The sequence below is a fragment of the Psychrobacillus sp. NPDC058041 genome, from assembly GCF_042885655.1.
Lineage (GTDB): Bacteria > Bacillota > Bacilli > Bacillales_A > Planococcaceae > Psychrobacillus.
The window spans coordinates 124,414-139,087 of record NZ_JBHVRO010000005.1 but is presented as its reverse complement, the minus strand read 5'-3'; the positions used below and the strand labels follow the sequence as shown (position 1 = coordinate 139,087).

The following is a 14,674-nucleotide window of genomic DNA, read 5'->3' as shown; positions in this document are numbered from 1 at the left end:
AAAGGGATAAGCCTTATTTTTCCGTAATAATTTTTTTCTCTTTAACTACTTTTAATTTGTATTTTTTAAATCGTCTTGCAATGTATGCTTGGGTTACTCCAAGTCTTGCTGCTGTTTTTCTTGTGCTCTGCAGTTCGTTATATGTTTGTTCAATAATTTTCTTTTCAATGGTTTCAAGGTATTCAGGTAAAGAATTGAATCCAGCCAAGACGTCCATAGTATTCTTGTTCTGATTCTCAAACAGGAAGTTATCAGGTAGATCCTGTATACAAATTTCATCATTATCAGATGTAATGATCAGTCGTTCTAGGAGATTTTCCAATTCCCTTATGTTTCCTGGCCAATCATAGTTATATAGAAAGCGGGTTAATTTGTCTGAGAGAATATGAACTTTTTGATATTTGGTATTATATTTTTTTAGATAATAGTCAAGTAGTGGAACAATATCTTCTTGGCGTTCACGGAGCGGCGGTATGCTCAGTGGTAAAATGTTGAGTCGATAGTATAGGTCGGCCCGAAACTGCCCGTTTTCCGTCATTTCTAATAGATTAGCGTTAGTTGCTGCAATAATTCGTACATCAGATCTGTGAACCTGAGAATCGCCAACTGGAATATATTCTTTATTTTGAAGAAATTGAAGTAATTTAGACTGAAGGTGTAACGGAAATTCCCCGATTTCATCAAGGAATAACACTCCGTTTTCCGCTGCAGTTATTAGCCCTATTTTTCCACTATTACTAGCCCCCGTAAATGCCCCCTTTTTATAGCCAAAAAGTTCAGACTCAATGAGAGATTCGGGTATAGCACTACAATTCAAGTGGATAAAAGGTTTATCGTTTCGGTCACTTAATTGGTGGATCTTTTGGGCAAAGGCACTTTTCCCGACCCCGGTTTCGCCTAAAATAAGAATGGTAGTATCAATATTTGATACTTTTTCAACCCATTCGAGAGCAGACAAGTAGGATTTGCTACTGCCAACAAATGCTTTTTCTTGTTCTTTATTATTTTTCTCCCATAATATTTGTCGAATTTGATACTTATACTTCTGCAAAAGTGCTTCCGCTTTTTCTAGTTCCATATTTGTATTCAAGGTTTCGCTAAGGATACGGGCATGCGTGACTATATATTCAATCTCCCCTTTTCCATTTGGAATGTAATCACTGGAGACCAATAGTTTTCTGTTATCATGTGTGACTTGGACTGTGTTAATAAACTGTTTGTTTTCGGTCACGAGGCGGGCAAGGGAAGGGAAAAATATCCCCCTTTTTTCCATCTCATAGACATTATCATTTATGAGTCCCTGATAATCAGCTATCCCATGGAATACACTTCTTGCAGCCTCATTTACCCAGATTACATTTCCTTCCCGATCTAATACCCAAATAACGTCCCTAATGGTGTTCATAATATCGAGAAATAATTTATTTTTTGGATCCTGAAAAATGGATTTTTTATCCAATATAATCACCGATTCCTATGTTTTTGATAATTCTATCATAATATTTTGAATAGGTTAATAATATTGAGTCAAAATCGATACACTGATTCGAAGTTAATTCACTATTGATAAGACTAAAAAACATTAAATTTAGCATAAAAAAATTGAAATAGATTTATTGACTCTAATCAAACCAAATGATCCGTTTAATCAATAAGAACGTTAAAGAATCCAGGTATCATTAACTTTACACTTTAACAATCTATACACAAAGAGTTAGAGAGGTTCACTGTACTTTTTTCGACATGGGGTGAATCTAAATAGAATCAGTAAGTTGGAATTGAATAGTAAATTCAATCTAAAGTGTTTTGAAAGTGCTGATTTATCAGTATTCTAAAGTTGGCACGTTTCTTGCATATTTATAAAGTGCACTCAAACAAATAGAAAGTAAGGGGGAGAATATCATACAACATTTACTTAGTAAAACCGTAAAAGACATTAAGATTTCTGCTATCCGTGAAATCGGAAACAAAGTGGCAAATGATTCGTCCATTATCAACTTTACAATTGGACAACCAGATTTTGTAACACCAGATTCCATTTTAGAAGCAGGGAAACGTGCAATTGAAGCACGTAAAACTGGTTATACACATAACTCAGGTGTGCTTGAACTTAGACAAGCTGCTGCTGACTTTGTAAAAAGACGTTACCAACTAAATTATCGCCAAGAAGATGAAATTTTAATTACAATGGGCGCAAGTGAAGCTCTGGACATTGCCTTCCGTACGATTTTAGAGCCAGGTGATGAAGTCATTTTACCAGCGCCTATTTATCCAGGTTATGAACCACTTATTCGTATGTGCTACGCAACACCTGTGTTTGTGGATACCCGAAAAAATAATTGTAAAATCTCTGCAAAATTAATTGAAGAAAACTTAACAGAAAAAACAAAATGTGTCGTTTTACCATATCCGTCAAACCCTACAGGTACTATTTTAACTGCTCAAGAATTAGAGGAAATTGCAAACCTATTAAGAGGTAAAGATATTATTATTATTTCAGATGAGATATACAGTGAACTAACCTATGGATTGAAACATATTTCAATCGCTTCTTTCCCAGAAATGAAAGAGCAATGCATAGTTATCAATGGTTTATCAAAGTCCCATGCCATGACAGGGTGGAGAATTGGCTATACTTTAGCACCGGCTTTCATCACAGAGGAAATGTTTAAAGTACACGCGTATAACTGTGTATGTGCGTGCTCAGTCAGTCAATACGCAGCCATTGAGGCATTAAATCATGATTTGCCAGAAGTAGAAGAAATGCGTCAGCAATATGAACTTCGCCGCAACTATGTTTATAAAAAAATTACCGATATGGGATTAGAAGCCATCAAACCAGATGGGGCATTCTACCTGTTTGTTTGTATTGAAAAAACTGGATTAAGCTCAAACGAATTCGTAAATAAACTAGTTGATGAAGCGAAAGTGGCTGTTATTCCGGGTTATGGGTTCTCTGAATATGGAGAAGGGTACATCCGTATTTCGTATGCATGTTCAATGGAGAATCTGGAAAAGGGCATGAAGCGTATGCAACAGTTTGTACAGCCTTTATTAGAAAAAGTAATAGCGGAGGTTGATTAATTTGAAACCATTGTATTTTCTAGCATTTATTCCAGTTGTGGGCTTCCTTATTGGAGTACCATTAATGAATCGAATTGAACCCTATGTGTTAGGGCTTGCTTTTTCAATGTTTTGGATTGTTTTGTGGGTCCTTTTAAGTTCTTTGACTATATGGGTGATGTATAGGTTTGATCAACATGATGAAGAGGAGGGTGTAGAATGAATATTTCTTTAACGATTATGATTGCCGTAGTTATCGTTTGTATGTATTGGGCGATAAAAGCGGGTAAAGGGAAAAATGGGAATATGGAGGAATGGGCACTAGGTGGACGAGGCATGGGTGCTATCGTTACGTTCTTCTTATTAGCAGGGGAATTTTTTACCGCCTTCACTTTAACTGGGTTAGTAGGGTTAGCCTATAATAGTGGGATTGCTACTCTTTATATCATGTCATATATCTCGATTGCTTGTATAATTGGTTATTTTTTATTACCAAAAATTAGACGTTATAGTAAGGAGCATAATCTAATTTCACAAGGTGACTTTTTTGAAAAAAAATATAAAAGTCCATTTTTAGGTAAACTTATTACAATAGTAGGTTCTATTGCCATTATTCCAACAATAGTAATGGCATTAAAAGGAATGGGGCTAATTGTATCTGTCGCTTCATACGGAGCCATATCTTCTACAACAGCAATTTGGTTTGGAAGTTTTGTTGTCGTAATTTATACATTAATTTCGGGACTTCATGGTTCTTCTCGTGTAGCCTTGATAAAGGATATTCTTATGTTTGGTGTGCTTCTATTTTTAGGTCTTTACTTCCCATTCCATTATCACGATGGCGTTGGATCTATGATTAAAGAGGTTGTTCAGGTTAAGCCACAAATATTAATATTTCCAAAAACTGGTCTAAGTCTTGTGTGGTATGTCTCTACAGTCATATTAATGTGTTTAGGTTTATATCTTTGGCCAAATTCATTTTTATCAACTTATGCAGCGAAAAATGACAAAGCCCTTCGTAAAAATACTATTTTAATGCCGTTATATTCATTGATGCAGCTATTTGCATGTCTTGTCGGCTTGGCGGCAATATTAACAATTCCGACTCTATCTGGAGCGGAAAGTGATTTGGCATTAATTCAGTTAGTATTTGACACATTTGATCCGTGGTTTGTAGGAATTATTGGAGCTGCGGGATTACTGGCTTCTTTAGTTCCATGTTCAGTCATGCTCATTACTATTGGTTCAATGATAACTTCTAATATTTATATGCCGTTGAAGTCGGATACTTCAGTTCGTAAGCAAATGAATATTGCACGTCTTTTCGCAATCGTTGCCGCTATTATTAGCTTGTACTCAGCATTAAATTCACACGGTGCAATCGTGTTTCTGCAATTAATTAGCTATAACTTTATTATGCAACTATTCCCAGCTCTAATATTTAGTTTACAGAAGAAAAACCAAGTTACGAAACAAGGGGTAATAAGTGGTATTGTCGTGGGTGTATCATTAGCATTATACTCCGCAGCAACAGGTACAACTGTGGCTACATTATTCCCGAACTTACCTTCATTTATATTAGACATTAACAATGGATTATATATGTTAATCATAAATGCAATTGTAACCGTAGTTGTAAGTCTAATAACTCAAAAATCAATAGCGGAAAGTAAGAGTTTAGAACGAGGGATTGTATAACGAAGAAGTTTGAACAAAACAAAATCTATGGGTTTTTTTGAAAGCTAATACAATTCTCGATTAAGAGGGAGCGGATAAAAATATCTTTTTCTTCTTCCAACCTGTGAAGAAATAAGAGATGGTGCTATTCAATGTGTAGGGCTCATAAAGGTGTTAGAGAGATTTAGAGAGAAAAGAAAACGGCTCAGTAAAGGACTAAGCCGTTTGCTAAATCCTCATTTAGATACATTACGGTGAATCCATCATAAGTAAATGAGGTTTTTCTAATATTAGATAACTAAAATCAATTTCTATTGGACCAATAGTGTACAAGGAAATATGGTAGTTACATAAGCTTATTTAATGATGAGTTCATAGTAAAAATAGACTTTAGAAGTGGAGCGTAGCTTCACTTGGAGGGGAGTACCCTAAGTGATTAGGGTACTCTCCTTGTTTACTTTGATTCAAATGTGGATCTTAGCATAGAAAGAGCTATTTAATAGCTAGTCCGCTAAAAGAAATGGGTCCAACAACGTTTGCTTGAGTGTTGGGTGTAATATTCTCAGCGGTTAGCTGATAGAAATTAGCTCCAGATGTTAAATTGGAGTCAATTGCTTGGAATGTAAAGACGTAGTTTATTTCTGAACCAGCTGATTCTACTCCATCTTGAGTATTAAAGATTTCTTTCCCGTTTCGAAAGATTCTAAAAACAACTTGGGAAATATTTGTTATTCCTGTAACGCCAATGCTTGAAACTAGCTCAACGCGATTATTTCTTGAAGCAGTGGAAGGGATGTTAATTTGAATAGAGGCTAAAAGAACTTTAAATGGAGCTTGTGGAATTGTAAATGCATTATCTGGGTTAAATGTGCTTAGAGGTTCAGTTGCTTGGTAATCTAGAATTTGTACCATTCTATCACCTCCTTTTTATATGATAGTTTTAAGATATGTGTTTTATTAGAGTTTGATTGTGTAGTAAACTCAAATTTACTATTTTCTATACTTTTTTATCAAACTGTTTTGGATCCTCCTAATGCAGCTGGTAAATATCCTTTTATACAACTAAAAACTAGGGTGTCATTTATGACTCCCTAGTTTTTTCTTTTTTCTACACCGTAAAGGGGCAACCAATTAGCCGAAAAACAGACTCATTGGAAATCTCCTAGATTTGGGTATATAGAGAATGGCAAAAATCTTATTGAAAAATATCATTTTGAATAAAAGAGTCTCACCGAACCTATCATTATATATAATGATAGGTATAACAAATACTATGGAATGTTACTTTGAATACATTTAGACGTAACAATTTAATAAGGTTGTCGTTTGTGATGTTATTTATTCTAAATATATGCTTAATGTGGACGGCAACATTAATTTCAGAAATTATTGTTTCGATACATAGACTTGATGAGAGTAAAGGATATATTCTAACTCATTCTGAGGAAGTAAAGATATTTATTACTCATACTGTCACAATGTTCTTTATACAGTGCGTTATTCTATTTTGTATTCTTATATTTCTGAGAAGAAAGTAATATAAAGAGTTTGTAATAAATTGTAATTCTCCAATTCACAATAAATGGATGTTAAGGAAACGAGTCTTTTAATTTAAAAAGGAAACCTTATGTTTGCCGTTACTTATGATAAGGTGAGCCGTACCATAAGTAAATGAGGTTTTAGGTACATGGGAATACGATCATTTTATTCATAATAATTATCTAGGTAAAATAGAAAAGGCTGAACTATATACAGTTTATATTTGTATATTTCAGCCTGTAATCAAATTTTTATTCAATTGCCTTTTTCATTGAAGAACGATCTAAAAAAAACAAAAGCGTCAATTTGACTAAACTTGACTAAATGAGGTTCCACATTGTCGGTTCCAACGTTCATGAGAGTTTTATTGAATAAGATGTCTAGATTTCCCTTTCCTTTTGTACCTAAAATAATAATACAAATAACACAATCCAATAAAACCAAATCCTAGAATTAGAGACACACGTTGCGTAGGATCAATTGCCGTGAAAACGAATAAAAATATACAAATCGTGATACATAGAATTGGGACGAGTGGAAACAGACGCACCCTATATTTTAAATCTTCCACTTTCCCGCCATCTTTTATATACTGTTTTCGGAATCGATATTGCGATAAAGCAATAATCAGCCAGGTAATCGTCCCTCCAATTCCACTGACAGACAGCAATACTACAAATAGCGTAGACTCTGCTATAAAACTAGTAAGCAATGATAACAGTGCAAATCCCAATGTGACGAGTAAAGCATTGATTGGAACGCCACGCTTGTTTAATTTGCCGAATAAAGGATGTGCCATCCCATCCTTGGATAATGAATAAAGAATTCGAGTACAAGCAAATAGTCCTGTGTTTCCAACCGAAAGAATGGCTGTTAAGATCACAAAATTCATAATATCTGCAGCGTATGGAATACCGATAATATCAAGAACAGTGACAAACGGGCTTTCAAGAACACCAGCTTGTTTCCATGGAACGAGCGCTGACAAAACAAAAATTGCCAGTATATAAAACACCACTACACGCACAACAATCGTGCGAATGGCCTTCGGTATATTTTTCTCTGGTTTTTCCGTCTCTCCAGCTGCTACCCCCATAATCTCAGAGCCTTGAAATGCATAAATTACAGTCATCATAACAATAAACACACCCGTTAATCCTGTAGGAAATAAACCATCCCCAGCGATATTCGACAAATACGGGGTTGCTGTTTCATTCATTGTGATTAACCCGAACATCGCACAAAAACCGATTCCAATGAACAGAATAACTGCTAAGACTTTTATTCCTGCAAACCAGTATTCTGTTTCGGCAAATATTTTCGTGCTTAACGCATTGATTGAGAAAAGGAGAACAATAAATAGTGCACACCAAATCCATATGGGTACATCCGGAAACCATCTCCCCATTATTAATCCGGCAGCGACAAACTCAAGCCCTACATACAGCGCCCAACTTAACCAATAGACCCAGCCAATAACGAACCCAGTGGCAGGTCCGATAAACTTCGTCGCATGTGCCTGAAAAGAACCCGAAACTGGCATAATAACGGAAAGTTCACCTAGACAGACCATGGCTAAATACATAAGAATACCACCTACGAGGTATGCCAAAATTGTACCAATTGGGCCTGCCTCCCCTATCGCATACCCTGAACCGATAAATAAACCAGTTCCGATGACTCCCCCAAGAGAAATCATAAATAAGTGTCTACTTTTCATCTCACGCTTAAGTTTTGTTGGACTTTCTTGTACCGTTCCCATCTCAATTCACCATCCTTCTCATAGACCTCAAATTATTATTACTAGATTTCAACCTTATCCAAGGGCAAGTGATGCTCTACTCTTTTTTGCATGAGTAAATGAAAATGGTGAACACAGTTTTCAGTTAAAGAAAACCTTCCTTGTTTGTATACACCCGTTTCAATTCCTTTTTGAACAATTTCACAAATTTCTTTATCTTCTCTTCGTACATCTTCATCAACCGCCATTAGCTCTTTTTCTTCATTCGAAATCGTTTCGTTCATAAAAAATGTTGTATAGACGTACTTGGTCGTTTTATAATCTATCGGAAATGATTGGTGAATGGATACATTGGGAGATCCAGGGTCAAACGAAAACCACATATTTGGATAGAGCCAGTAGTACCTTCCACCTTGTCCTAATTCGAAATTTGCAGTTTGTCCTTTTAGCGGAGTGACTTGATATACGTAATGGTCGTAAAGAAACGATTCATATTGCTTCATATCTACCTTAGAAACAAGTGATTTATGGACTCCGGGACAGTGATCACACTCCAAATAGTTATCAATTCCTACTTTCCAGTTCGAATGACAAATCGTTTCCTTCACCCGAGTTTTAATAAATTGATTCATCTTATTTTTTTTCACATGGTCAAATAGTCCACCGAACAATGATGACATTGGTTCCGCATCTGGATCGAGATTCACAAAAATAAACGACTCAAAAATTTCTAATCGTACGCCATGTAAGCAAAAAGCCTGCTCGTCAAAGTTCTCCACACCCTTCATATTTGGAGCCCGATTCAGCGAGCCATCCAACCGATAAGACCATGCATGATACGGGCAAACAATGACTTTTTTATTCCCTTCCCCTTCAACTAACTTTGCCGCCCTGTGACTGCATACATTGTAAAATGCACGAATTTCCCCATCATTTCCTAAAGTCACAAAAATCGGTTTTCCTACGATTTCAGTTGTAATATAATCGCCCGTTTTTTTGAACTCGCTAACATGTCCCACGTACTGCCAGGTTTTAGCAAATATTTGATTTTGCTCAACTTCTAACACTCTCGGGTCTGTGTACAGCCATGATGGTAATGTGTGTGCTTCGCTAAGTTTTTCACTAACTCTAACTTCATTTTTCACCGATAAATCCTCCCCCTCAAAATGAAACCCCAAACAAAATCCCGGGACAAGCTTCTACGCTGTCATTCATTGTATGAAACAACAGCACAAATCATGAACAAAAAGAGTAAGTAAGCTTACACGTGTGTGAGCAAACTAGACTCAGAATAGGCGAACGGTAGTAGGCGAGTTTCTCCCTGATTGTTTGTCGGCCTAGCACTCACGCTTTCAAAAAAAAGCAGGAATTCGGGTGATGGTACCCAAATTTCTGCTTTATATTTAATTATCATATAAAGAAATGAAACTTATATTTTTTCGATTCTATTTATTTATTTATGTATGTTATAACTTCATTTATGTAACTATCTATAGTTTTTCCAGAATCTATTCGAAGAAATTCAAGGTCGAAAGGTCTGTTACTACTTTCCACCCATTCAGCAAATGCCGCCTCTGAGGCGATTTGCTGAAATTGACTAATCATTATTGATTTTCATTTATCTCAAGGTCATAGCGTTATACTGGATAGTCCTTGTTTTTATAAGGAGATGGTTGAGAAGGGTGTAATACTCTCCAAGAAGCATAATGCGAAACACAAATATTTTGAATGTTATCTTAATGATCCTAAGGAATATCTTGAAACCCTATCTCTTCGAGAACCATTTTGATTAATCAATTGTATTCATTATGGATTCTTTTTTTATAAATCGAAGAATACTAGGATGGGAAGTTGGGAGGACGTTTAGCTGGAATTTGGAAAGTGTCAGAAGATAGGAGGACAATTGATTTTACACGTCGAAAAAATGTTACATTCTCAGACGGTTCTGCTTTTAATGCAGATTCTGTAAAAATGAACTTTGACGCTATTATGAAGCACCAAGATGCTAGGGTTGAATGATGATATTGATACATACAGAGTCAATTACTTCTTGAAGCAGAGGTAGAGATGTTTATTTGAAAAGAGGCTAAAATAACCTTAAATAGAGCTTGTGGAATTGTAAAAGCATTACCGAGATTAAAAGTGTTTAGTGGTACTGTTGTTTGGTAAGCAAGAATTTGTATCATTCTATCACCTCCCTTTTATATGATAAAAAAAGATATGTGTCTTTTTAGAGTTTGATGTGTAGTAAACTATGATTTACTAAATTCAATCTTTTTTTGTGAATGCCCTAAAATTAATAATCTCACTTAGAGTTATTACGGTGAACCCTATCATAAGTAAGTGAGGTTTTTAAAATAAACCGTTCAGCTTAAAAGCTGAACGGCTTATTTTTACTTAGGATTTTATCTATTAAGATTATTTAAAAAAACCTTCAAATAAAATTTCTTCTAATGGGCGACGACCTGATGGTGTTTCTCGTTGTTGTAATTCGGGAGAAAGCATTTCTTTTTCACCTTTGTAACCGATCGCGATTGCTAATTGTACATCGAAGTTATCAGGAATATTTAATGCTTCCTTCGCCACAGCTTTGTAAATACCGCTCATTGGGTGGGTGATCAAGCCTTCTTTAGCTGCTTGTAATGAGAGGAATCCCCAAGCTGCGCCAGCATCAAATTCATTTGATCCTTTAGTATTATCAGAAACTAGTACTGCTAATACAGGTGCATTTTTAGCCCATACTAAATTTCCTTCCATTAAGATTGGATGGAATTTTTCAAGGTCAGCTTCTGTTTTAGCAACGATGAAGCGCCAAGGTTGGTTATTACCTGAGGAAGGAGCCCAACGAGCTGCTTCAAAAAGTCGATTTAATACGTCGTCAGCTACTGGTTTGTCAGAATAAGCCCGTGGAGACCAACGATTTAAAAATATGTCTGCAATTTCGTGTTCAGCTGTACGGAAATCTTTTGCTTGGAATGTCATAATAAAATCCTCCTAGTTGTATCAAATTACCTTGTTTATATTAAATTATTTAAACAAGTTTGCAAGTAACTCGACTTACGAAAAGTAAGCAGTCGATTTAGTTTGTAAGGTAGGTCAGGGAATTTACTCAAATTGAAAATAATTAACTTCCGTATAATCGAAACTAAATACTTTTCTTGTCAGCATTTATACTAATGCCAGCTATTATCTTTTACAAAAAACAATTAATATAATTAGATAAAAGTTATTTGTGTCAAAAGATACTTTGTGTTTAAAAACATATTGGTGAAAAGGGATAAGAGGAGCTAAAGATGTCAAAAGAATTATTAAATGAGTTTTGGGTTGTTGAAATGGAACAGGCTAGTAAATTTGCTAAAGAACTTCAAGTAAAAGATGAAGATATAAAGTTTTTAGATTTGAGAGTAAAATCATGGTTGAACCTAGCCTTAAAAAAGAATATAGAAAATGAACTCGACAGAAACTTTGGAACTTTGTACACCTTGTTAGATAACGTAGTAGTAAATCTAGAGAAAAACTCACAAAAATATCTATTAAATCGTTTGATAAAGATAAAGGATATATATCAAAGCTGTAAGTTATCGTCAATATCAGTAATGGATACAAATAGGATGAAAATAAGTAGATACATTGAACAATTATTATCTTTAATAACAAATTATTGTTTTAATGAGTTTATTGCAATATTGGAGTATATGATTGGAACAGAAGTGAGTCCAAATTCAAATTTATTTGAATATATATGGGGAATTGAGAAAAAAAGTAGATTTTTTAATAATGCTGAAAGTACCTTAACCAGTAAAGCATTAATAAGCCTTTTAGCACTAAATAGCCAAAGGGGTTACCATCACAATATTAAAGATTTTAAAAAAATTATAAAGTTTACTAAACAAGACAATAGTGATGTAATTGAATATCTTTCTAAATATAAGGTAAAGAATAAACAAGGATGTTATCTAGCTATTAATAATATTTTAACAGGAATTGAACATGAAGATTCATTTGAATTAAAATCGGAAATTATTATTTGGCTAGATAATGCTAGTGGTAGTTCACCGAAAAAAGCATGGTTAGACAAATTAGCTTCAATAGAGAATAAAATTGAAAAAGTTGATTTATTAAATATTACCAATTGGATAATATCCAATAAACATTTAGAGAGAGAACGAAGCACTGGCTGGCTAGATGATGTTTTCAAAAGGTTTCAAAAATCTGCAAAATGGTATCTAGATGGTATTAGTTAAAGGTTAAAATTAAATCAAAAAACCACCCCAGTTATAAAGGAGTGGTTAGAGTTAATACTTATATATCAATGTAAATTTTTTGCTCAAATAATTCTTTATGTTTAGATACTGTTCGGTGAAACTTACCATAAGTGAACGGCAAACAATTTGTATAAAGAATTTCATTGTTTTTCCTTGAGATAATAATGACAGGTAGGATAATAAAGCCCTTAAGAGCTAGTAAAATTAGCTGCTCTTAAGGGCTTTATTATTTTTTAGAGATTGGCTAGTTTTTGAAGATGGGCTCTTATTTAAAGCCAATATTAAAATCATGCCTATTAAACAAGCAGTACCAAACCATTGAAAAGCCCCGAAAGATTCTCTTAACCAAAAGACAGTTGTTAAAACAGCTGCTAGTGGCTCTAAGCTGCCTAAAAGGCTCGTTTCTTTTGGTGAAAGACTTTGTAAACTTTCTATATAAAACCAGAATGCAATCATTGTACCGAATATGATTACGAATGATAAATATAAATAGGTTTCAGGTTTGAAGCTTGTATAGTTCATTTGCCAAGGCGGATGGATACAACTTAGTGCGAAACCACCAATAATCATAGCCCAGCCGACAATGACAAGAGAATCGTATTGCTTTAGTAAAGGAACTGCATTTAAGGTGTAAAATGCTAATGTTATTCCAGACAAAATACCCCAGACGATTGCAGGGATTGGGACAGATAGCTGAGTGATTGAGCCATTTGTTAATAAGAAAAAGCAGCCAATAATAACAAGAGAGATAGTTAACAAATCTTGCCGTGTTAGCGAAGTTTTTTTTCTTAAAAGTAAATAAAGAATAATCATTGCAGGAGCTAAATATTGCAAGAGTGTTGCAACAGCAGCATTACCATGTTTAATGGATGCCATGTATGTGTATTGAACTGCCAGCATGCCTAATAACCCGAATACAATTAATTGCACAGCTATCTTCCAATTTTTCCAGACATCGAGTATCTGTGAGCGGTCTTTCCAAAAAAATTGAATAGATAGTAGTAATAATCCAGCGATGAGCAATCGTGTCGTAACAAGCCAATTTACATCTATTGCATATTGCTGAAAAAGCTTTTGTGCAACTGTGCCGCCAGTACCCCAAAATAAGGCTGCGGTAATAACGAGAAAAAATCCTCTTCTTCTACTACGTCTATTCATGATTTACTTTCCACCTCTAATATATAAGAATAGTGTTATGATAAGTGGAAAATTGTTTCGATAATACCCATATTGAATGAAAAAATATAAATATATTGAGGTGTCGATTTTTGCAAATTAAAAGTATTATGATCGACGAAAGCTTAAAAGAGCTAACCAAACACCATACAATCGTGCTACCGATTGCATGTTATGAAACAATTATTAACCAAAATATACATGGATATATTCCACTTCATTGGCATGATGAAATTCAATTTGTGTTGATTGTAAAAGGGGAAGCCATCTTTCAAGTTAATGAGGATAGAATAGAGGTTCGAGAAGGTGACGGACTTTTTATAAATAGTGGATGCCTGCATATGGCGGAAGAAAAGAATCAATTGGGTTGTGTCTATATTTGTTTAAATATTTCTCCTCATTTCGTTTTATCACAAGAACTTTATACAACCTACGTAACTCCTTATATTCAAGCAACTAATTTATCTTACTTACATATAGATGAAAGGGAGGTTTGGGGAAAAAACATATTAAATGCCATTTTGAAAATCAAACAGGGGATTGAAGAGAAATCACCATACTATGAAATAGACATCACTATGCAACTTACCTTAATTTGGAAGAACTTAATCGTTAACGGCTTCCAATTAGAATATGTCCAGACGGAAGTGTTAAAGAATCAGCGAATGAAGGAAATGTTAAGTTGGATACATCTGCATTATGCTGAGAAAATCATGTTAAATGATATTGCAAGGGCTGGTCAATTGAGTCGTTCTGAATGTTGTCGTTATTTTAAGCGAATTTTAAATACGACACCATTAAATTACATTCTGGAATATCGAATACAAAAGAGTTTATTCCTACTGCAACAGACAGATACTAATGTTACTGAAGTTGCCTACCAAGTAGGTTTTAATAGTACAAGTTATTTTATTGATAAATTCCGAAAGTCAATGCACATGACCCCATTAGCATACAAAAAATATAAGATGGATAAGAGCCACGACACAATAATCTAGAGCAATTATAAGCAAACATCAGCCCTAAATAAGTTTGGTTTACAAACGGCACTACCTTTGTATTGGAAATTCCACACTGGTAGTAACGAGAAGTTTAATCTTTTGACCAAATAATAAAGAGGGCATCTATCCACTTGAAGATAGGAAAATAAAATTATTCCATTATTCAAAAATAAAAATTGACGGGACACCATTTTGTGTCATATGATAAAGAC

The 14,674-nt window shown here is 34.6% G+C and carries 13 protein-coding genes and 1 pseudogene; 7 read left to right on the top strand and 7 right to left on the bottom strand.

Translation table 11 applies throughout. The annotated features are described in order from the left end of the window. Positions 1 to 13 precede the first annotated feature (13 nt). Entirely contained in the window at positions 14 to 1,459 is a 1,446-nt protein-coding gene (locus ACFVR1_RS09895) for a sigma-54 interaction domain-containing protein (RefSeq protein ID WP_387583600.1), read from the bottom strand. A gap of 443 nt (positions 1,460 to 1,902) precedes the next feature. Here ACFVR1_RS09895 and ACFVR1_RS09890 point away from each other — a divergent pair, with 443 nt between their 5' ends. Genes ACFVR1_RS09890 through ACFVR1_RS09880 form a run of 3 tightly spaced genes read left to right on the top strand, consistent with a single transcriptional unit; the run spans position 1,903 to position 4,761 of the window. Then, entirely contained in the window at positions 1,903 to 3,084 is a 1,182-nt protein-coding gene (locus tag ACFVR1_RS09890; protein WP_387583916.1) for an aminotransferase A, read from the top strand. 1 nt (position 3,085) lies between these two features. Then, positions 3,086 to 3,286 carry a DUF3311 domain-containing protein gene (locus tag ACFVR1_RS09885; RefSeq protein ID WP_387583597.1) on the top strand — a complete coding sequence of 67 codons (201 nt, stop codon included), beginning with the start codon at positions 3,086 to 3,088 and terminating at the stop codon, positions 3,284 to 3,286. Continuing rightward, positions 3,283 to 4,761: a sodium:solute symporter family protein gene (locus tag ACFVR1_RS09880; protein ID WP_387583595.1), complete on the top strand. Its 1,479-nt coding sequence runs from the start codon at positions 3,283 to 3,285 to the stop codon at positions 4,759 to 4,761. The genes ACFVR1_RS09885 and ACFVR1_RS09880 overlap by 4 nt, the downstream gene beginning before the upstream one ends. 471 nt (positions 4,762 to 5,232) lie before the next feature. On the opposite strand, the gene ACFVR1_RS09875 is transcribed toward ACFVR1_RS09880, so the two are convergent. From ACFVR1_RS09875 to ACFVR1_RS09865, 3 genes are all read right to left on the bottom strand, one after another. After that, positions 5,233 to 5,652: an exosporium protein C gene (locus tag ACFVR1_RS09875; RefSeq protein WP_387583592.1), complete on the bottom strand. Its 420-nt coding sequence runs from the start codon at positions 5,650 to 5,652 to the stop codon at positions 5,233 to 5,235. A gap of 991 nt (positions 5,653 to 6,643) precedes the next feature. Next, complete coding sequence (locus ACFVR1_RS09870) at positions 6,644 to 8,041, bottom strand: amino acid permease (protein ID WP_387583589.1); 1,398 nt, start codon at positions 8,039 to 8,041, stop codon at positions 6,644 to 6,646. Positions 8,042 to 8,082: 41 nt separating this feature from the next. Next, a complete protein-coding gene (locus ACFVR1_RS09865; protein ID WP_387583586.1) occupies positions 8,083 to 9,165 on the bottom strand; it encodes an aromatic ring-hydroxylating oxygenase subunit alpha in 1,083 nt (360 codons plus the stop codon). 458 nt (positions 9,166 to 9,623) lie between these two features. Between ACFVR1_RS09865 and ACFVR1_RS09860 the strand changes: the two are divergent. Further along, a pseudogene (locus tag ACFVR1_RS09860) lies at positions 9,624 to 9,800 on the top strand (AAA family ATPase); the annotation flags it as partial. A 71-nt stretch (positions 9,801 to 9,871) separates the two neighbouring features. Next, complete coding sequence (locus ACFVR1_RS09855; protein WP_387583583.1) at positions 9,872 to 10,039, top strand: ABC transporter substrate-binding protein; 168 nt, start codon at positions 9,872 to 9,874, stop codon at positions 10,037 to 10,039. A 20-nt stretch (positions 10,040 to 10,059) separates the two neighbouring features. Here ACFVR1_RS09855 and ACFVR1_RS09850 read toward each other — a convergent pair whose 3' ends face one another. Beyond that, complete coding sequence (locus tag ACFVR1_RS09850; protein WP_387583581.1) at positions 10,060 to 10,206, bottom strand: hypothetical protein; 147 nt, start codon at positions 10,204 to 10,206, stop codon at positions 10,060 to 10,062. 232 nt (positions 10,207 to 10,438) lie between these two features. Then, complete coding sequence (locus ACFVR1_RS09845) at positions 10,439 to 11,002, bottom strand: nitroreductase family protein (protein ID WP_387583578.1); 564 nt, start codon at positions 11,000 to 11,002, stop codon at positions 10,439 to 10,441. 311 nt (positions 11,003 to 11,313) lie between these two features. Between ACFVR1_RS09845 and ACFVR1_RS09840 the strand changes: the two genes are divergently transcribed. Next, positions 11,314 to 12,264 carry a hypothetical protein gene (locus ACFVR1_RS09840; protein WP_387583575.1) on the top strand — a complete coding sequence of 317 codons (951 nt, stop codon included), beginning with the start codon at positions 11,314 to 11,316 and terminating at the stop codon, positions 12,262 to 12,264. A gap of 225 nt (positions 12,265 to 12,489) precedes the next feature. Here the strand turns inward: ACFVR1_RS09840 and ACFVR1_RS09835 are convergent, their stop codons facing one another. After that, positions 12,490 to 13,443, bottom strand: coding sequence for a DMT family transporter (locus tag ACFVR1_RS09835; protein ID WP_387583572.1), 954 nt, complete (start codon positions 13,441 to 13,443; stop codon positions 12,490 to 12,492). Between the two features lie 110 nt (positions 13,444 to 13,553). Between ACFVR1_RS09835 and ACFVR1_RS09830 the strand changes: the two genes are divergently transcribed. Further along, positions 13,554 to 14,459 carry an AraC family transcriptional regulator gene (locus ACFVR1_RS09830; protein WP_387583570.1) on the top strand — a complete coding sequence of 302 codons (906 nt, stop codon included), beginning with the start codon at positions 13,554 to 13,556 and terminating at the stop codon, positions 14,457 to 14,459. The last annotated feature ends 215 nt before the right edge of the window (positions 14,460 to 14,674 follow it).